This is a genomic window from Xanthobacter pollutisoli, from assembly GCF_040044995.1.
Classification (GTDB): Bacteria; Pseudomonadota; Alphaproteobacteria; order Rhizobiales; family Xanthobacteraceae; genus Xanthobacter.
Genome location: NZ_JBDZDP010000027.1, coordinates 1 through 17084 on the forward strand (window position 1 = coordinate 1; position 17084 = coordinate 17084).

Below are 17084 nucleotides of genomic sequence, written 5' to 3' on the forward strand. Positions count from 1 at the left end.
GCCGTCGACGAGAGCCAGATCGGCAAGACCGCCGCCGAACTCGCCGCAGGCTGAGCCTGACGGGACGTGTCATCCGGGCCGGCCTCCATCGGGAGGCCGGCCTGCCACACGGCATTCAAAACAGAGCGAGATTGCGAAATGAGCTTGGCCCAACCGCAAAGCGTTGCTGAAATCAAGGCGCGCAACAAGGAACTCATCGCGGAAGTCCTGAAGGTCTACCCGGAGAAGACCGCGAAGCGCCGCGCGAAGCACCTCAACGTTCACGAGTCCGGCAAGTCCGATTGCGGCGTGAAGTCGAACATCAAGTCCATCCCGGGCGTGATGACGATCCGCGGCTGCGCCTACGCCGGCTCCAAGGGCGTGGTGTGGGGTCCCATCAAGGACATGATCCACATCTCCCACGGCCCGGTTGGCTGCGGCCAGTATAGCTGGGCCGCCCGCCGCAACTACTACATCGGCACGACCGGCATCGACACCTTCGTGACGATGCAGTTCACCTCGGACTTCCAGGAAAAGGACATCGTCTTCGGCGGCGACAAGAAGCTGGCGAAGATCATGGACGAAATCCAGGAGCTCTTCCCCCTCAACAACGGCATCACCGTCCAGTCCGAGTGCCCGATCGGCCTCATCGGCGACGACATCGAGGCTGTGTCGAAGGCGAAGTCCAAGGAATACGACAACAAGACCATCGTTCCGGTCCGCTGCGAGGGTTTCCGCGGCGTGTCGCAGTCCCTCGGCCACCACATCGCCAACGACGCGATCCGTGACTGGGTGTTCGACAAGATGGACCCGAATGCGGCCCCCCGCTTCGAGCCGTCGCCGTATGACGTCGCCATCATCGGCGACTACAACATCGGCGGCGACGCCTGGTCTTCCCGTATCCTCCTCGAGGAGATGGGCCTGCGCGTGATCGCCCAGTGGTCCGGTGACGGCTCGCTCGCCGAGCTCGAAGCGACCCCGAAGGCCAAGCTGAACGTCCTCCACTGCTACCGCTCGATGAACTACATCTCGCGGCACATGGAAGAGAAGTTCGGTATCCCGTGGTGCGAATACAACTTCTTCGGCCCGTCCAAGATCGCGGAGTCGCTGCGCAAGATCGCGGCTTACTTCGACGACAAGATCAAGGAAGGCGCCGAGAAGGTCATCGCCAAGTATGCGCCCCTCATGGATGCGGTGATCGCCAAGTATCGTCCGCGCCTCGAGGGCAAAACGGTCATGCTGTACGTGGGCGGCCTGCGTCCCCGTCACGTGATCGGCGCCTACGAAGACCTCGGCATGGAAGTGGTCGGCACCGGCTACGAGTTCGGCCACAACGACGACTATCAGCGCACCGCCCAGCACTACGTCAAGGATGGCACGATCATCTACGACGACGTGACCGGCTACGAGTTCGAGAAGTTCGTCGAGAAGATCCAGCCCGATCTCGTCGGCTCGGGCATCAAGGAAAAGTACGTGTTCCAGAAGATGGGTGTGCCGTTCCGGCAGATGCACTCCTGGGACTATTCCGGCCCGTATCACGGCTACGACGGCTTCGCGATCTTCGCCCGCGACATGGACATGGCCATCAACTCCCCCGTGTGGAAGATGACCAAGGCTCCGTGGAAGCAGGCGCCCGCGCAGCCTGGCCTGCTCGCGGCCGAGTGAGCGCCTGAGCCTCCGGCCCCTCCCCGTCGCGGGGAGGGGCTAGCGGCCGGGATGATATTTTTGACCCACATATTAGGGGTTCGAGATGCCACAGAATGCAGATAACGTGCTCGATCATTTCGAGCTGTTCCGCGGTCCCGAATACCAGCAGATGCTGGCCAACAAGAAGAAGCTGTTCGAGAACCCCCGCGACCCCGCCGAAGTCGAGCGCGTGCGCGAGTGGGCCAAGACTCCCGAGTACAAGGAAAAGAACTTCGCCCGCGAAGCTCTGACCGTGAACCCTGCCAAGGCCTGCCAGCCGCTCGGCGCGGTGTTCGCCGCGGTGGGCTTCGAGGAGACCATTCCCTTCGTGCATGGCTCGCAGGGCTGCGTCGCCTACTATCGCTCGCACTTCTCGCGTCACTTCAAGGAGCCCAGTTCCTGCGTGTCCTCTTCCATGACGGAAGACGCGGCGGTGTTCGGCGGCCTGAACAACATGATCGACGGCCTCGCCAATACCTACAACATGTACAAGCCGAAGATGATCTCGGTCTCCACCACCTGCATGGCGGAAGTCATCGGTGACGACCTGAACGCCTTCATCAAGACCGCGAAGGAAAAGGGCTCCGTTCCCCAGGAGTACGACGTTCCCTTCGCCCACACCCCCGCTTTCGTCGGCAGCCACATCACCGGCTACGACAACGTGCTGAAGGGCATCTTCGAGCACTTCTGGGACGGCAAGGCCGGCACCGCGCCGAAGCTCGAGCGCGTCCCGAATGAGAAGATCAACTTCATCGGCGGCTTCGACGGCTACACCGTCGGCAACCTGCGCGAGATCAAGCGTCTGTTCGGCATTATGGGCGTGGACTACACCATCCTCGCCGACAATTCCGAAGTGTGGGACACCCCCACCGACGGCGAGTTCCGCATGTATGACGGCGGCACCACGCTGGAGGAGGCGGCCAACGCTCTCCACGCCAAGGCCACCATCTCCATGCAGGAATACTGCACCGAGAAGACCCTGCCGCTCATCGCCAACCACGGCCACGAGGTCGTTGCCTTCAATCACCCGATCGGCGTGAAGGGCACCGACGAGTTCCTCATGGCGGTGTCGCGCATCACCGGCAAGGAGATCCCCGAGGAGCTCGCTCGCGAGCGCGGCCGCCTCGTGGACGCCATCGCCGACTCGAACGCCCACATCCACGGCAAGAAGTTCGCCATCTACGGCGATCCTGACCTGTGCCTGGGCCTCGCCAGCTTCCTGCTCGAGCTCGGTGCCGAGCCCACCCACGTCCTTGCCACCAACGGCAACCAGAAGTGGGCGGACAAGGTGCAGAAGCTGTTCGACAGCTCGCCGTTCGGCCAGAACTGCAATGTCTATCCCGGCCGCGACCTCTGGCACATGCGCTCCCTGCTCTTCACCGAGCCGGTGGACTTCCTGATCGGCAACACCTACGGCAAGTATCTCGAGCGCGACACGGGCACCCCGCTGATCCGCATCGGCTTCCCGGTGTTCGACCGTCACCACCACCACCGCTACCCGGTGTGGGGCTATCAGGGCGGCATGAACGTTCTGGTGTGGATCCTCGACAAGATCTTCGACACCATCGACCAGAACACCATCGTGCCCGCCAAGACGGACTACAGCTACGACATCATCCGTTGATGCCGTTCTGTTGGGACGTCCGTAGATGACCTTGAGCCGGCCCGGGGCCCCGCCCGGGCCGGCCCGAGAGGAGCAGACCCGCCTTCCGTGATCTTTGCACAGCCCGCCTGTTGAAGGAGAGATCCATGAGCTCGCTTTCCGCCACGATCCAGCAAGTGTTCAACGAGCCAGGCTGCACGAAGAACCAGAACAAATCGGAGGCGGAGAAGAAGAAGGGGTGCACCAAGCAGCTTCAGCCCGGCGGCGCGGCCGGCGGCTGCGCGTTCGACGGCGCCAAGATCGCCCTCCAGCCCCTGACCGACGTGGCTCACCTCGTGCACGGCCCCATCGCCTGCGAGGGCAACAGCTGGGACAATCGCGGTGCGCGCTCGTCCGGCTCGCAGATCTGGCGGACCGGATTTACCACCGACATCAATGAGACCGACGTGGTGTTCGGCGGCGAGAAGCGCCTGTTCAAGTCCATCAAGGAAATCATCGAGAAGTACGACCCGCCGGCCGTCTTCGTCTATCAGACCTGCGTGCCCGCCATGATCGGCGACGACATCGACGCGGTCTGCAAGGCGGCCAAGGAGAAGTTCGGCAAGCCGGTGATCCCGGTGAACTCCCCCGGCTTCGCGGGCCCCAAGAATCTCGGCAACAAGCTCGCCGGCGAAGCAATCCTCCAGCATGTGATCGGCACCGAGGAGCCGGAATATACGACGCCGTACGACATCAACATCATCGGCGAATACAATCTGTCCGGCGAGCTGTGGCAGGTGAAGCCACTGCTCGACGAGCTCGGCATTCGCATCCTCGCCTGCATCTCCGGTGACGGGAAGTACAAGGACGTTGCGTCGTCCCATCGCGCCAAGGCGGCGATGATGGTGTGCTCCAAGGCCATGATCAACGTGGCCCGCAAGATGGAGGAGCGCTACGACATCCCCTTCTTCGAGGGTTCGTTCTACGGCATCCAGGATTCCTCGGATTCACTGCGCGAGATCGCCCGCATGCTCATCGAGCGCGGCGCCGACCCGGAGCTGATGGATCGGACCGAGGCGCTCATCGAGCGGGAGGAGGCGCGGGCCTGGGCCGCTATCGCCAAGTACAAGCCGCGCTTTGCCGGCAAGAAGGTTTTGCTCATCACCGGCGGCGTGAAGTCCTGGTCGGTGGTGGCAGCGCTGCAGGAGGCCGGGCTCGAACTGGTCGGCACCTCGGTGAAGAAGTCCACCAAGGAGGACAAGGAGCGCATCAAGGAGCTCATGGGGCAGGACGCCCACATGATCGACGACATGACGCCCCGCGAAATGTACAAGATGCTGAAGGACGCCAAGGCCGACATCATGCTCTCGGGCGGCCGTTCCCAGTTCATCGCGCTCAAGGCATCCATGCCCTGGCTCGACATCAACCAGGAGCGCCACCACGCCTATATGGGCTATATCGGCATGGTGAAGCTGGTCGAAGAGATCGACAAGGCGCTCTACAACCCCATCTGGGAACAGGTGCGCCGTCCCGCGCCGTGGGATGATCCCGCCAACAACTGGCAGAACCGCGCCATCGCCCAGATGGAGGCCGAGGCCGCCGCCCTCGCGGCTGATCCCGTCGCCGCCGAGAAGGCGCGCCGGGCCAAGAAGATCTGCAACTGCAAAAGCGTGGACCTCGGCACCATCGAGGACGCCATCGCCGCCCACAGCCTCACCACCGTGGAGGGCGTGAAGAAGCACACCAATGCGTCCGGCGGATGCGGCGCCTGCAGCGGGCGCATCGAGGACATCTTCACCGCGCTGGGTGTCGGCGAGGCCGTGCTGGCGGATCCGGTCGCGGCCGCCGCGGCGCGTCGGGCCAAGACGGTGTGCAACTGCAAGAGCGTGGATGCGGGGACCATCGAGGATGCGATCCGCGCCGGCGCCCCCAACCTTGCCGAAGTTGCGGCGCGGACCCAGGCCTCTACCGGCTGCGGCAATTGCGGCGAGCGCATCGAGGAGATGCTCGACGAGGTCCAGGCTGCCGCCAACGATGCGCCCGCCACCCTCGTGGCCGCGGAATAGGGGGCGGCGATGGCCAAATTCGTCCAGGGCAAGAAGGCCTGCGCGGTTAACCCGCTGAAGATGAGCCAGCCCATCGGCGGCGCGCTCGCCTTCATGGGCCTGCGCGGATCCATGCCTCTGCTCCACGGCTCCCAGGGCTGCACCTCCTTCGGCCTGGTGCTGTTTGTGCGGCATTTCAAGGAGGCGATCCCGCTCCAGACCACGGCCATGAGCGAGGTTGCGACGGTGCTGGGCGGCATGGAGAATGTCGAGCAGGCGGTGCTCAACATCTACAACCGCACCAAGCCGGAGATCATCGGCATCTGCTCCACCGGCGTCACCGAGACCAAGGGTGACGACGTGGACGGCTACATCAAGATGATCCGGGACAAGTATCCGCAGCTCGCGGATTTCCCGATGGTCTATGTCTCGACCCCCGACTTCAAGGACGCCTTCCAGGACGGCTGGGAGAAGACGGTCGCCAAGATGGTGGATGTGCTGGTAAAGAAGCCGCCGGCGGACGTGGTGCGCGACACGAAGCGGGTCAATGTCCTGCCGGGCTCGCATCTCCAGCCCGGCGATCTCGACGAGCTGCGCGCCATTCTGGAGGATTTCGGCCTAGAGCCGCTGTTCCTGCCGGATCTTGCCGGTTCGCTCGATGGCCACATCCCCGACGACTTCACGCCCACCACGATCGGCGGGATCGGCGTGGAAGAGATCGCCACCATGGGCGAGGCGGCCTGGACCATCGCGATTGGCGCGCAGATGAAGACCGCCGCCGAGGCCATGCAGAAGAAGGCCGGCGTGCCGTACCGGCTGTTTGAGCGGCTGTGCGGGCTGGCGCCGAACGACGACTTCTTCATGTTCCTGAGCGAGATCTCCGGGCGTGAGGTGCCGCGCAAATATCGCCGGCAGCGCGGTCAGCTGGTAGACGCCATGCTCGACGCTCATTTCCACCTGGGCGGCCGAAAGCTTGCCATCGGCGCCGAGCCGGACCTGCTCTACGACGTCGCCTCCATGCTGCACGAGATGGGCACTCAGGTGACGGCAGCGGTGACCACCACTCAATCGCCGGTGTTCGAGAAGCTCCCGGCCGAGGAGGTCCTGCTCGGCGATCTCGAGGATCTCGAGACCTTGGCCAAGGAGCGCGGCTGCGACCTGCTGCTCACGCACTCCCACGGCCGACAGGCGGCAAGCCGTCTGAACATTCCGTTTTATCGGATCGGCATTCCAATGTTCGACCGGATCGGGTCGGGTCACCGGATGACCGTGGGCTATCGCGGCACGCGCGACCTCATCTTCAATCTGGCCAACCTCGTCATCGCCGATCACGAGGCGAACCACGACGCGACGCCCGAGACATGGCGCAATCCCTGGGACGGCGACGGACACGGGCATGGCGCGCCGGATGCGGCCGCGCCGTCGCCGGCCGGGGCGTCCCTCCACGGTCCCGCCCCAAGCACCGCCCACCACTGAGAACGCGCAGAGGCGAACCCGTCCATGAAAGTCGCATTCGCAACCCAGGACCTCAAAAGGGTCGATGCCCACTTCGGGTGGGCGAAGAACATCGCCATCTACGAGGTGGGCCCCGAGGGCCACCACTTCCTGGAAGCCATCGAATTCGACGGCGATCTGAAGGAAGACGGCAACGAGGACAAGCTCGCCCCCAAGATCGAGGCGATCAAGGACTGCGCGATCCTTTATGTGGCGGCCATCGGCGGCTCCGGCGCCGCGCGGGTGGTGGCCAACAACATCCATCCCATGAAGGTCAACCAGCCGGAGGAAATCAGCGATCTCATCGGCAAGCTGGAAGAGGTCCTTCAGGGCAATCCGCCCCCCTGGCTCCGCAAGGTGATGTCCAAGGGCCAGGAGCGGAAGTTCGATTTTGACGACGAATGAGGGGATAGTCATGGCCGAAGCAGCGCAAGTCATCGAACCGTCGGCTGCCGCTGACACCCCGTTCATCAAGGAGCTCATCAAGGTCTGGCGGGCCCAGGACACGCACGGCGCGTGGGAGGGCAAGAAGGACCTCGACCTGATCGAGCCCTATATCATCGACAAGGAGGCGCGCCGCGCGCTGCCCCTCATCGGCGATCCGGATCCCGAGACGATCTGGCGCTTGGAGCTGTTCTTCAACGCGATCTGCCTTCTCATCGAGAAGGAGACGCGGGTGATGATCTCGCCCATGCTCAAGATGAGCCACGAGGGCTTCGGCCGCATGGTGCTCATCGGCGGCCGCCTCATCGTGGTCAACAAGCAGCTGCGGGACGTTCACCGCTTCGGCTTCGACAACCTCGGCAAGCTGGCCGAGGAGGGCACGAAGTTCGTCACCCAGGGGGTGGAGATGATCCAGAAGTTCCCCGAAGTGGCCAAATACTGACGATAACAAGGTGCACCATGAGCGACGTGGAAGAACTCAAGGCCGAAATCAAGAAGCTGTCCGCCAAGGCGACTCAGGCGAAAATGGACCTCCACGATCTGTCCGAAGAACTCCCGATCAATTGGGAGCAGATCATGGATGTCGCCAAGAGGGCACACAATGCCTTCGCCGAGCTTGAGAAAAAGCGCGCGGACTTGAAGGGACTCGAGGCCGCCTAACCCCGGAAGGCGATTTTGAAATGTCCAACGAAACCCGAGATGGTCGAGCCTGGCAGCCAGACTATCTGCTCGACATCGACAAGGACAAGTGCATTGGCTGCGGCCGCTGCTTCAAGGTCTGCGGCCGCGACGTGATGACCCTCAAGGGCATCAACGAGGATGGCGACATCGTCGCCCTCGACGATGACGAGGATGACGAGGTCGAGAAGAAGGTGATGGTGATGAACGACACGGGTGCCTGCATCGGCTGCGGGGCCTGCGCGCGCGTGTGCCCCGCCAACTGCCAGATCCACGGCCACGAACAGGCAGCGGCCTGATCGTTCGCGCGCGGCCCGTTTGCCGGGCCGTGCGTTAGGCCGACGAGGCCGCGGATCGGACGGAGGACCGGCCGATCGGATGCCTGCGGTGGACGCGACCGGAGCGACGCCAGCACGTCGCGCCAGCGCTCAATCGAGGAGCTGTCCCATGACTGCCGAAGAGGTCTATGACTGGTTGATCGCGTCATCGACCTCTTCGGCCGCGGATGCGTTCGACATCCATGCCGCAGCCTCCATGATCGCCATCTCCTTCGCTGAGGCAGAGGACGAAGGCCGGGACCGGCTCGAGGCAGTGGGCCTCGAAAGGGCCGCCCTCCTTGATCTGGCCGGGAGCCTGTTTCCGGGGGCGGTTGACGACCTCAAGACACAGTTGAGCGAGCGCGCCATTGAGATTGGGCCCGAAGAGCAGTCGGTCCGCGATATCCTCGGCATTTATTCGTCCGATGCCGGCTGGCTGCAAATCCGTTTCATTGCCATGATTGCCCGGCGCTGCCAGTCCCCGCACCATTTGTGGCAGGACCTCGGGCTACGCACGCGGCAGGAGCTGCGCCAGCTGATGGAGCAGCGCTTCGCACCACTCGCGCGCAAGAACAGCCAGGACATGAAGTGGAAGAAATTCCTTTACCGCATGGTCTGCGGATCGGAGCGGTTCACCTTGTGCGCGGCGCCGGTCTGCTCGGACTGCGATGAATTTCACGTCTGCTTCGGCGCCGAGGACGGAGAATCCCGTCTCGCCCGCAACGCGCGCGGCACCGATGGCGGGAGTGATACGCCGGCGCGCGTCTTGCCGTTGGCGGCCGAGTAGTCGCCGCTCCTGTGGGCGTGCCCGCTCATGAAAAGCCAGCAATTGGGACGAGGGCCTGACTGTAAGCGTCAGGCTAGCGGCGCGGCCGCGCGTACAAAGGGCCGGTCTGTAGGCCCGCGGATGTGACCTGCAACGGTGATCCGGCAGACGCCTCCGTCGTGCGGGTGCGGACCTCGCAGATGCGTCTGTGTCGGGCGAAAATCCGGAGCAACCACGCGCCAAATAAAAAGCCCGGCTCCGCATGCGGGCCGGGCACCGGGTTCCCGTTCTACCTTGCGGCGCCAACTCAGCGTCAGCGCCGCGCCGCGTGATGGATCACTCAATGCCTTCGGTGCGGGCCCGCCACATCATGGCGATGCGGAAGCGCTCGCTGATGGCTGCCGGGCTCGCCAGGATCTCAGCCTCGGCCATCTTGAAGGCATTCTCCACCGCATCCGCCTCCTCCCGGGTGAGGGTGACCCGGCCGGCGAGGTGGGTGGCCTCGGGGTGGACTTCCCAGATCTTGCGGCGGTTGGGATGGAGCTTGATCTCGGTGAGATCGAACGCCTCGAGCTGCCCGTCCAGTAGGATGGCGAGGCCCGACACTTCGAGCTTGCGGCCGTCGGAAGTGGTCTTGATGAGCGTGGTAGCCATTTCTCTTCACCCGTCCTGAGCTGCGAGCCAGCTATATCCGCCCTGGTCCCACAGCTGGGCCAGGACCTGATCCGAACTCCAGTCCGGAAACTGGGATTTCACCGTTTCATAGTCGCCGCGGAATCGCTCGGCGTCCTCGCCCATGAGGTCGGCCGCCAGTCCGTCCGGCTTGAAGCGCAGCACGAAGCGCGACTGATCGCTCGCCGCATGCAGCGTGAATTCGTCGCCGTCGCTCACCAGCGGTAGATCGAGCTGTGTGTTCATCCGATCCCCCGTCAGGCCGCCGCCGCGATGGGCGTGTCGTCTTTCAAGCCCCATTCGGCCCAGGAGCCGTCGTAGAGCGCCGCGTCGGCCTTGCCGAGGATGAAGAGGGCCAGGAGCACCACGGCGGAAATGGTGCCTGAGGCGCAGGTGACGACGATCGGCTTGGAAAGGTTGACGCCGGCGGCGTCGAAACGGGCCTTCAGCGCGTCCGGCTCCAGCAGGACGCCGCTTTCCTCGACGATCAGATCGCCCCACGGGAGGTTGATGGAGCCCGGAATGTGGCCCTTCTTCTTCACCGGGAAGACGTCATCCTGCGTGCCGGCGAACTTTGCTGGGCCGCGCGCGTCGATCACCTGTTCGCTCTTGCTGTCCACATTGGCGAGCATCTGGTCAAGGGAGCGCACCAGCGCCGGGTTCAGCGCGGCGGTGAAGGTCTTGGGCTCGGGGCGCACCGGCGACATCTCGGCCGGGAACTTCTCCTTCACCCACTTGCCGTAGCCGCCGTCGAGCATGGCCACGTCCGAATAGCCGAAGATGCGGAACATCCACCACACGCGGGCAGCCGCCGCGCCGCCGCACAGGCGATCGTAGACGACAACCTTGTCGCCATCGCCGATGCCGAGAAGCCCCACCTTCTTGGCGAATTCGGCCGCCGGCGGCAGCATGTGGGGGAGCGGATTGGTCTTGTCGGCCACAGCGTCGATATCGAAATGCACCGAGCCGGGCAGATGGCGGCCGCGATACTGAGTCCGCCCATCCATGTTGGTGCTCTCATGGAGCCAGGTGCAGTCCAGGATCTTCACGTCCGGGGCGGACAGATGATCCGCAAGCCATTGGGTGCTCACCAGCGGTCCGGGAAGAACAGTGGACATGACGCAAGGGTCTCCCTGTCGAGGTTCCGAAACTCAAGAGGTGGCGCCGGGTACGGGACCCGGCGCCGGAAGAGGGATCAGCGCACCTTGGGCAGGCTGTAGCCGGGGCGCGGGTGGGAATCGTAATAGTCCGCGCGCTCGGGCCAGCCGCCTTCCGGATTGAAGGCGAAGGTCACGACGCGCACCGGCGCGCCGGCCGAGCAGGAGACTTCCGCGAGCTTGATCTCGCGCTGGCCGGGGCCGACGGAGAAGTCCGCCACCACCTTGCCGTCGGCGGTCAGCGCGCGGGCGAAGCCGGGGGTGCCCACGTCGCTCGCCTTCACGGTCGGCTCGACGAAATTCGGGATTTCATTGCCGGCCTCGGACGGCGTGTTGAAAGCCGGCGTGCCGAAGGTGAAGGTCGCGAGCTTGCCGCTGCGATCCACGGCATGGTCGGCGCTCACGGGGCGCGCCACGGAATAAAAGGTCAAGGTGCCGCCCGCCAGCAGCTCCTTGATCTCCTCGAGGGAGCATTTGGCGAATTCGGACGCGACGAGCATTTCAATCTCCAAGGCACAATCGGTCTGGACCAACGGCCTCCTGCGGATCAATTTTCGTGCCAGCCGGCCGGGCGCGCCCACGCCACCATTCGGCGGCGCCGCAAAGCCTTGAGATGCGGGCATTTCAACAGCCTGAGATCGGCCGCATCGCACGGCGCGCCTTCGCGCCGTGTCGGAAAGCCGTCGCGCCGCGCGGGAAATCCGACGCACCGAACCCGACGCAGCGGGCGCCTGGCCCAGGGCGGCGGCGCGCAAACCTCCTGACATGCCGTGCGCGCTGCCGCCGCAGTAACTGAGCGCGAATCTTGCAAGGGCTCCAAACAGAGCGATTTTTCGAGGACTGTTCCATGCTGGATACGGCGATCATCGGCGGCGGGCTGTGCGGCCTCGCGCTGGCGCGACAGTTCAGGAAGCAGGAGCGCGGCTTCACGTTGTTCGAGGCGCGGGCGCGTCTCGGCGGGCGCATCGTGTCGGCCGTGGCGTCCACGAGCGGAGAGGCGCTGGATCTCGGCCCCACCTGGTTCTGGCCGGATACGCAGCCGCTTATCACAGCTTTCGTCGGCGAGCTTGGCCTCACCGCCTTCGCCCAGCATGACGACGGCGCGGTGATGCACCTGACCGAGGCCGACAAGAATCCCCAGGCCTTCGCCCAGCAGGTCCACGGCGGTGCGCAGCGCATCGCCGGCGGCATGGCACGGCTCGTCGCCACCCTTGCGGACGGGCTCGGCGAGGATCAGGTGCGGCTCGGCCATGTCCTCAGCGGGGTCGAGGACAAAGGCGACCACGTGGTCCTCACCTTCCGCGTCGACGACACCTTCGTGCTGGTAGAGGCGCGGCATGCGGTCATTGCCCTGCCGCCGCGGCTCGTCGCCGAGACGGTCCGTTTCATCCCCGAGCTCGATCGCGCGACCTATGATGCCATGGCGGCCGCGCCCACCTGGATGGCGGCGCAGGCCAAGGTGATGGTCGCCTACAAGGACGCCTTCTGGCGGGCCGCGGGCCAGTCGGGCAACGCCTTCGTGACCCACGAGCAGGCCGTCGTGGGCGAGATCTTCGACGCCTGCGACGTCACCGGCACCAAGGCGGCCCTGGGCGGCTTCCTCAGCTTCCCGCCCGATCTGCGGGAGGCGTTTGCCGAGGGCCTGTCGCTGCTGGTGGACAGCCAGATGATGCAGGTGTTCGGCAGCGCCGCCGAGGGCGGCGAGCAGCACATCCAGGATTGGGCGGCAGAGCCCTTCACCTGCTCCGCCCGCGACAAGGCGGAGCCGCAGGGCGAGCACGTGGCTTTTTCCAATCCGCTGCTGCGCCGCCCGCTGTGGGACGGCCGCCTGCATCTGGGCGGCTCCGAGACCGCGACCCAGGGCGCCGGCTATCTGGAAGGCGCACTGGAGGCGGCGCGGCGCATCGACCGGGCGCTCGCCCGCGAGCGCGCCGAGGAGGTCGGCACCGCGGTGCCCGACGGGCTCTCGGTGAACGCCGCCAGCCTTGCCCGCTTCGCCTCCTGGGTGTCGGCGCAGAACGACGCCGCATTCGAGGCCTACCGCATCCGCCTCAACCGGGCGCTGGCCAGCCAGCAGCGCGAGCAGCTCACCCAGCGCGCCATGCTGGGGGCCATCGAGGACATTTACGAGCGGGCGGCCGACATGCTGGAGACGCTGCCCTTCGACATGGCCGACGTGCCCGTGGAGAGGGGGCGCTCTGCGCTCATGAGCGACGTGCAGTTGCCCTTCCGCGACTTCATCCAGACCCTTCTGGACGATGTGGTCGCGTTCAACCGGACCTCCTGCGCGCTGTCCAACTTCCCCGGCGAGCACCATCTCTCCAAGGATTACGTGCAGACCATCCTGCGGGACGTCGCGGCCGCGTGGCGCGACTTCTGCCTTGCCGCCAACCGGCGCCTCCTCGCCAAGGCCGAGGCAGGCGTCACGCCTTTTCCCGGCGCCGCCAAAGGCCCGATCCTGACGAGTGCATCGTGAACGAGGATAAGATGGAACCGAGCGTCACGGAAAACCCCGCCCCCCCGAGCAACGTCTCCCAGGACAGCGTCTCCCCGGAGAGCGCCCCGCAGGACGAGGCCGCGACCATCGCCTATGTCATCTGCTCGATGAGCGACATCCCGAGCCAGCGTGCCCGGGGCTTCCAGCTGGTGAAGGTGGAGGATGGCGTCGAGAAGCCGTTCAACCTCGTCGTCGTGCGCTGGGGACGCCAGGTCTTCGGCTACGTGAACCGCTGCCCCCACGACGGCGTCAATCTCGACTGGGAGCGCAACCAGTTCCTCGACCCCAACGGCATCCGGCTCATGTGCGGCAAGCACGGCGCCCTGTTCGAGCTCGGCACCGGCGTGTGCCTCGAGGGCCCGTGCAAGGGCAAGAGCCTGATCCCCGTCACCCTCAGCGTCATCGACAACGAGATCTGCGTGCTCGGTGTGGAACTGGCGGAAGAGGTGGAGGATGACGACGAGGAGGAGGTGACCTCCTGCTCCGACGAGGGCGGTGGCGTCTGAAGCCCGTCGCAGCTCGACCAACATGCGGCGCCGGCGAGCCCCCTCGCCCGGCGCCGCTCTCGTCAGGGCAGACGCGAAGGCTGTATGTCAGCGCGGGGTGTTCAGGACGGTCAACGCGCAAATCCACCGCCTCCAGCTGGGCCGAAGGCGGTCGATGGATCCGCGGGTCGTGTGGCCGATCGACGAACACCGGGCCTGAGGGCCCGGCAGGCGCGCTCAGACCGGGCGGTTCTCGTTGCGGTTCTTCACCGGCTCCATGATGGAGACGCCCTTTTCATAGGTGATGACCTCATAGTCCTCGTGCCAGGCGGCCGCCGCGTCGAGCACCACGTCGGTCTTGCCGCCGGTGTCCAGCTTCTTGATGTCGTTCTTGTCGATCGACAGCAGGTCGGTCATTTCCTTCCACACGGTGCTCTCGTCGCACGGCAGCACGTAGAACATCTTGCCGTTGTGGGTGACGCGATACTTCGCCAGAAGGTCGATGTTGTTGCAGAACAGGAAGTACTTCCCGTCGGGCGCCAGCGCATCGCCGAGCACGTCGACCACGTCGGAGAGGAAGGCGAAGTTCTGCAGGTAGCCCGCGAGCACCGGAATGGTGGCCTTGCCCTCCTCGGCGTAGGTCAGCACCTGCTCCATGGTGTATTCCGGCGGACGCTTCTCGTCGGCGAGCTGCTGCTGGAACTTCAGCGCGATGTCGCCACGGAAGTCGAAGCGGCCGGGCTTGGTCGGCGCCTTCAGCACGGCATTCAGGAGTCGCCCCTCTTTGTCCAGCCGGCCCAGGGGGGTGTTCTCGATCGCAGTCATCAAAAAAATCTCCGGTTCAGCACACGACTGTTCAAGACGGATCTTCAGGGCGCGAGCAGCTAGCACCCCTTTGACCGGAGCGCCGCCCGCCGCCGAACAAGCGTCCGGCGTGCCACCCGCGCAGGGCAGGCGCTGCGCTTCATGCAAGCCCTTTGCCGCGCGACACGCGAAGCCACGTTGGAAGCGCCGGGAGCGACAATCGGCCCTGCCGCGCCGCCGTGGCGGCTGCCTTTGCAGCGTTTGGCGCCGCACGCGAGTCCCATCGGCCTTCCCGCCGCCCGGACTTGTCCGGCAAACCGACGCCGCGCGGCGTGTTCCAAACCCGACACGCGTCGCAAAGGCAACAGCTGCGTTCCTGAAAATCGAACGGAATCAGCCCGTTGCCGTCTGGCATGCGGCTTGCTGGATTGGGGGCCAAAGCAGTCTCTCAGCGAAGGTCGAGCGATGATCAATTTGACAGACAGCGCCATCCACGCGGTGCGTGATGCGATCGTGGGCGCCGATCAGCCGGTCAGCGGCCTCAGGATCATGGTCGAGACGGGCGGCTGCGCGGGCTACCAGTACAAGATGGGCCTCGTCAGCGACGCCGAGCCGGACGACACCGTGGTGGAGCGCGAGGGCGTGAAGGTGTTCGTGGACAACAAGAGCCACGAGCTGCTCGCCGGCACCACCATCGACTTCGTCGTGGCCCTCGAGGGCTCCGGCTTCACCTTCGAAAACCCGAACGCCACCTCCAGCTGCTCCTGCGGCAAGTCCTTCGGCTGAACGAGCCGACGCCGAGGGTACGCAACACAGACCAAGAGAGGAAAGTGCGATGTTGGCCGAGACCGCCGCAGCCCCCACCGACGAGCAGGCTCCGCTCACCCGCGAAGCCAAGCGCGAGGCGATCATCCGCGAGGTGATCGACGAAATTCGGCCGAACCTCATCCGCGACGGCGGCGATTGCGAGCTGCTCGAGATCGACGGCAACAAGGTCATGGTCAAGATGACCGGCGCCTGCGTCTTCTGCAAGCTGGCCAGCGAGACCATCGAGGGCATCCAGACCAAGATCGTCGAGCGCCTCGGCGAGCTGATCCGCCTGATCCCCGTCGCCGGCGCGCAGAACAAGCCGCTGGTGAGCCTCAAGGGCCCGGCTCCGGCTCCCTCCGCGGCCCCGGCGGCTCCGGCTCCCATCATCCGCTGACGGCGGCCCGGCGGCCGCTGCCACCGACGCTGCGAGGGGAGAGATCCGTGCGCCCGGTCTATCTCGACAACAATGCGACGACCCGGACCGACCCGGCCGTCGTCGAGGCGATGCTGCCGTTCTTCTCGGAGCATTTCGGCAACGCGTCCTCCACGCACGCCTTCGGCGAGCATGTGGGGGAGGCGCTGAAGAAGGCGCGCAAGCAGCTGCAGGCCCTGCTCGGCGCCCAGTTCGACCATGAGATCATCTTCACCTCCGGCGGTACGGAAGCCGACAATGCGGCCATCCTCTCCGCTTTGGAGACCCAGGAGGGGCGGGACGAGATCGTCACCACCGCGGTGGAGCACCCGGCGATCCTGACCCTCGTGACCCAGCTGGAGAAGACGCGGGGCATCAAGGTCCACCTCATCGGGGTGGATGCCCAGGGTCGCCTCGACATGGAGGCCTATGCCCGCGCGTTGTCGCCCAAGACCGCCGTCGCCTCGGTGATGTGGGCCAACAACGAGACGGGTACCCTCTTCCCGGTGGCCGAGTTGGCGAAGCTGGCCCATGGGGTGGGGGCGCTGTTTCACACGGACGCCGTACAGGCGGCCGGCAAGGTGGAGATCGACCTGAAGTCCACCGAGATCGACATGCTGTCGCTGTCCGGCCACAAGCTGCACGGCCCCAAGGGCATCGGCGCGCTCTACGTGCGCAAGGGCGTGAAGTTTCGCCCGCTGGTGCGCGGCGGACATCAGGAGCGCGGCCGGCGGGGCGGCACGGAGAACGCGCCCGGCATCATCGGCCTCGGCGCCGCAGCCGAGCTGGCGCTGGCCCATATGGAGGAGGAGCGCACCCGGGTGAAGGCTCTGCGCGACCGCCTCGAGCAGGGCATCCTGCAGCAGGTGAGCCACACCCTGCTCAACGGCGACGGCGAGAACCGCCTGCCCAACACCGCCAACGTCGCCTTCGAGTATCTCGACGGCGAGGCGGTGCTGCACAATCTCAACAAGGCCGGCGTCGCTGCCTCTACCGGCTCGGCCTGCACCTCGGGCTCGACCGAGCCGTCCCACGTGCTGCGGGCCATGAACCTGCCGGCGAGCGCCCTTCATGGCGCCCTGCGCCTGTCGCTCTCGCGCGAGAACACGGCTGAGGACGTGGATCGGGTGCTGGAGGTGCTGCCGGACATCGTCGCGCGGTTGCGCGCCATGTCGCCGGCGTGGGCCGCGGCCACCGGCACGGCCGAGGGCGGGACGGCGCCCTTGGCCGACGTGGCCGGTCATGTCTGAGCCGGC

At 65.5% G+C, this 17084-nt stretch carries 18 protein-coding genes and 1 pseudogene; 14 read left to right on the forward strand and 5 right to left on the reverse strand.

Translation table 11 applies throughout. The features are described from left to right. The first annotated feature begins 138 nt into the window (after nt 1-138). The 9 genes from nifD (at nt 139) to ABLE93_RS24265 (ending at nt 9012) form a co-directional block, all read left to right on the forward strand. Nucleotides 139-1644 (forward strand): nitrogenase molybdenum-iron protein alpha chain, encoded by a 1506-nt coding sequence (gene nifD, locus ABLE93_RS24225; protein ID WP_348842265.1) that lies wholly within the window; start codon nt 139-141, stop codon nt 1642-1644. 85 nt (nt 1645-1729) lie between these two features. Then, nucleotides 1730-3289 carry a nitrogenase molybdenum-iron protein subunit beta gene (gene nifK, locus ABLE93_RS24230; RefSeq protein WP_348842266.1) on the forward strand — a complete coding sequence of 520 codons (1560 nt, stop codon included), beginning with the start codon at nt 1730-1732 and terminating at the stop codon, nt 3287-3289. A gap of 125 nt (nt 3290-3414) precedes the next feature. Beyond that, nucleotides 3415-5313 carry a nitrogenase iron-molybdenum cofactor biosynthesis protein NifE gene (gene nifE, locus ABLE93_RS24235; protein ID WP_348842267.1) on the forward strand — a complete coding sequence of 633 codons (1899 nt, stop codon included), beginning with the start codon at nt 3415-3417 and terminating at the stop codon, nt 5311-5313. A gap of 9 nt (nt 5314-5322) precedes the next feature. Continuing rightward, nucleotides 5323-6768 (forward strand): nitrogenase iron-molybdenum cofactor biosynthesis protein NifN, encoded by a 1446-nt coding sequence (gene nifN, locus ABLE93_RS24240; protein ID WP_348842268.1) that lies wholly within the window; start codon nt 5323-5325, stop codon nt 6766-6768. Nucleotides 6769-6792: 24 nt separating this feature from the next. Beyond that, nucleotides 6793-7191 carry a nitrogen fixation protein NifX gene (nifX, locus tag ABLE93_RS24245; protein WP_348842269.1) on the forward strand — a complete coding sequence of 133 codons (399 nt, stop codon included), beginning with the start codon at nt 6793-6795 and terminating at the stop codon, nt 7189-7191. Nucleotides 7192-7201: 10 nt separating this feature from the next. Then, nucleotides 7202-7672, forward strand: a complete 471-nt coding sequence (locus ABLE93_RS24250; protein WP_348842270.1) for a NifX-associated nitrogen fixation protein — start codon at nt 7202-7204, stop codon at nt 7670-7672. Nucleotides 7673-7689: 17 nt separating this feature from the next. Continuing rightward, nucleotides 7690-7890 (forward strand): CCE_0567 family metalloprotein, encoded by a 201-nt coding sequence (locus ABLE93_RS24255; protein WP_348842271.1) that lies wholly within the window; start codon nt 7690-7692, stop codon nt 7888-7890. A 20-nt stretch (nt 7891-7910) separates the two neighbouring features. Continuing rightward, nucleotides 7911-8207, forward strand: a complete 297-nt coding sequence (gene fdxB / locus ABLE93_RS24260; protein ID WP_348842272.1) for a ferredoxin III, nif-specific — start codon at nt 7911-7913, stop codon at nt 8205-8207. A gap of 148 nt (nt 8208-8355) precedes the next feature. Continuing rightward, a complete protein-coding gene (locus tag ABLE93_RS24265) occupies nt 8356-9012 on the forward strand; it encodes a nitrogen fixation protein NifQ (RefSeq protein ID WP_348842273.1) in 657 nt (218 codons plus the stop codon). A 315-nt stretch (nt 9013-9327) separates the two neighbouring features. On the opposite strand, the gene ABLE93_RS24270 is transcribed toward ABLE93_RS24265, so the two are convergent. The 4 genes from ABLE93_RS24270 to ABLE93_RS24285 form a co-directional block, all read right to left on the reverse strand. Next, nucleotides 9328-9645 (reverse strand): hypothetical protein, encoded by a 318-nt coding sequence (locus ABLE93_RS24270; protein WP_348842274.1) that lies wholly within the window; start codon nt 9643-9645, stop codon nt 9328-9330. A 6-nt stretch (nt 9646-9651) separates the two neighbouring features. After that, nucleotides 9652-9909, reverse strand: coding sequence for a hypothetical protein (locus ABLE93_RS24275; RefSeq protein WP_348842275.1), 258 nt, complete (start codon nt 9907-9909; stop codon nt 9652-9654). Between the two features lie 11 nt (nt 9910-9920). Continuing rightward, on the reverse strand, nt 9921-10781 hold the full coding sequence (sseA, locus tag ABLE93_RS24280) for a 3-mercaptopyruvate sulfurtransferase (RefSeq protein ID WP_348842276.1): 861 nt from the start codon (nt 10779-10781) through the stop codon (nt 9921-9923). A gap of 77 nt (nt 10782-10858) precedes the next feature. Continuing rightward, entirely contained in the window at nt 10859-11320 is a 462-nt protein-coding gene (locus ABLE93_RS24285) for a hypothetical protein (RefSeq protein WP_348842277.1), read from the reverse strand. A gap of 347 nt (nt 11321-11667) precedes the next feature. On the opposite strand from ABLE93_RS24285, the gene ABLE93_RS24290 reads away from it, so the two are divergent. Together ABLE93_RS24290 and ABLE93_RS24295 are read left to right on the forward strand one after the other, a co-directional pair. After that, nucleotides 11668-13296, forward strand: a complete 1629-nt coding sequence (locus tag ABLE93_RS24290; protein WP_348842278.1) for a flavin monoamine oxidase family protein — start codon at nt 11668-11670, stop codon at nt 13294-13296. Beyond that, complete coding sequence (locus ABLE93_RS24295) at nt 13293-13823, forward strand: Rieske (2Fe-2S) protein (protein WP_348842279.1); 531 nt, start codon at nt 13293-13295, stop codon at nt 13821-13823. Before ABLE93_RS24290 ends, ABLE93_RS24295 begins: the two co-directional genes overlap by 4 nt. A gap of 216 nt (nt 13824-14039) precedes the next feature. On the opposite strand, the gene ABLE93_RS24300 is transcribed toward ABLE93_RS24295, so the two are convergent. Next, nucleotides 14040-14627 (reverse strand): hypothetical protein, encoded by a 588-nt coding sequence (locus ABLE93_RS24300; RefSeq protein ID WP_348842280.1) that lies wholly within the window; start codon nt 14625-14627, stop codon nt 14040-14042. Between the two features lie 444 nt (nt 14628-15071). On the opposite strand from ABLE93_RS24300, the gene ABLE93_RS24305 reads away from it, so the two are divergent. From ABLE93_RS24305 to nifS, 3 genes and pseudogenes are all read left to right on the forward strand, one after another. Beyond that, the gene (locus ABLE93_RS24305; protein WP_348842281.1) at nt 15072-15392 is read left to right on the forward strand and encodes a HesB/IscA family protein; all 321 of its coding nucleotides are present in this window, start codon (nt 15072-15074) and stop codon (nt 15390-15392) included. A gap of 49 nt (nt 15393-15441) precedes the next feature. Next, nucleotides 15442-15723, forward strand: a pseudogene (locus ABLE93_RS24310) (NifU family protein); the annotation flags it as partial. Nucleotides 15724-15857: 134 nt separating this feature from the next. Then, nucleotides 15858-17078: a cysteine desulfurase NifS gene (gene nifS / locus ABLE93_RS24315; RefSeq protein ID WP_348842282.1), complete on the forward strand. Its 1221-nt coding sequence runs from the start codon at nt 15858-15860 to the stop codon at nt 17076-17078. Nucleotides 17079-17084 lie beyond the last annotated feature (6 nt).

Excerpts from the sequence above, each read along its gene's own strand:
- nifD (WP_348842265.1), top strand. The coding sequence starts at position 139 with ATGAGCTTGGCCCAACCGCAAAGCGTTGCTGAAATCAAGGCGCGCAAC.
- nifK (WP_348842266.1), top strand. The coding sequence starts at position 1,730 with ATGCCACAGAATGCAGATAACGTGCTCGATCATTTCGAGCTGTTCCGC.
- nifE (WP_348842267.1), top strand. The coding sequence starts at position 3,415 with ATGAGCTCGCTTTCCGCCACGATCCAGCAAGTGTTCAACGAGCCAGGC.
- nifN (WP_348842268.1), top strand. The coding sequence starts at position 5,323 with ATGGCCAAATTCGTCCAGGGCAAGAAGGCCTGCGCGGTTAACCCGCTG.
- nifX (WP_348842269.1), top strand. The coding sequence starts at position 6,793 with ATGAAAGTCGCATTCGCAACCCAGGACCTCAAAAGGGTCGATGCCCAC.
- ABLE93_RS24250 (WP_348842270.1), top strand. The coding sequence starts at position 7,202 with ATGGCCGAAGCAGCGCAAGTCATCGAACCGTCGGCTGCCGCTGACACC.
- ABLE93_RS24255 (WP_348842271.1), top strand. The coding sequence starts at position 7,690 with ATGAGCGACGTGGAAGAACTCAAGGCCGAAATCAAGAAGCTGTCCGCC.
- fdxB (WP_348842272.1), top strand. The coding sequence starts at position 7,911 with ATGTCCAACGAAACCCGAGATGGTCGAGCCTGGCAGCCAGACTATCTG.
- ABLE93_RS24265 (WP_348842273.1), top strand. The coding sequence starts at position 8,356 with ATGACTGCCGAAGAGGTCTATGACTGGTTGATCGCGTCATCGACCTCT.
- ABLE93_RS24270 (WP_348842274.1), bottom strand. The coding sequence starts at position 9,645 with ATGGCTACCACGCTCATCAAGACCACTTCCGACGGCCGCAAGCTCGAA.
- ABLE93_RS24275 (WP_348842275.1), bottom strand. The coding sequence starts at position 9,909 with ATGAACACACAGCTCGATCTACCGCTGGTGAGCGACGGCGACGAATTC.
- sseA (WP_348842276.1), bottom strand. The coding sequence starts at position 10,781 with ATGTCCACTGTTCTTCCCGGACCGCTGGTGAGCACCCAATGGCTTGCG.
- ABLE93_RS24285 (WP_348842277.1), bottom strand. The coding sequence starts at position 11,320 with ATGCTCGTCGCGTCCGAATTCGCCAAATGCTCCCTCGAGGAGATCAAG.
- ABLE93_RS24290 (WP_348842278.1), top strand. The coding sequence starts at position 11,668 with ATGCTGGATACGGCGATCATCGGCGGCGGGCTGTGCGGCCTCGCGCTG.
- ABLE93_RS24300 (WP_348842280.1), bottom strand. The coding sequence starts at position 14,627 with ATGACTGCGATCGAGAACACCCCCCTGGGCCGGCTGGACAAAGAGGGG.
- ABLE93_RS24305 (WP_348842281.1), top strand. The coding sequence starts at position 15,072 with ATGATCAATTTGACAGACAGCGCCATCCACGCGGTGCGTGATGCGATC.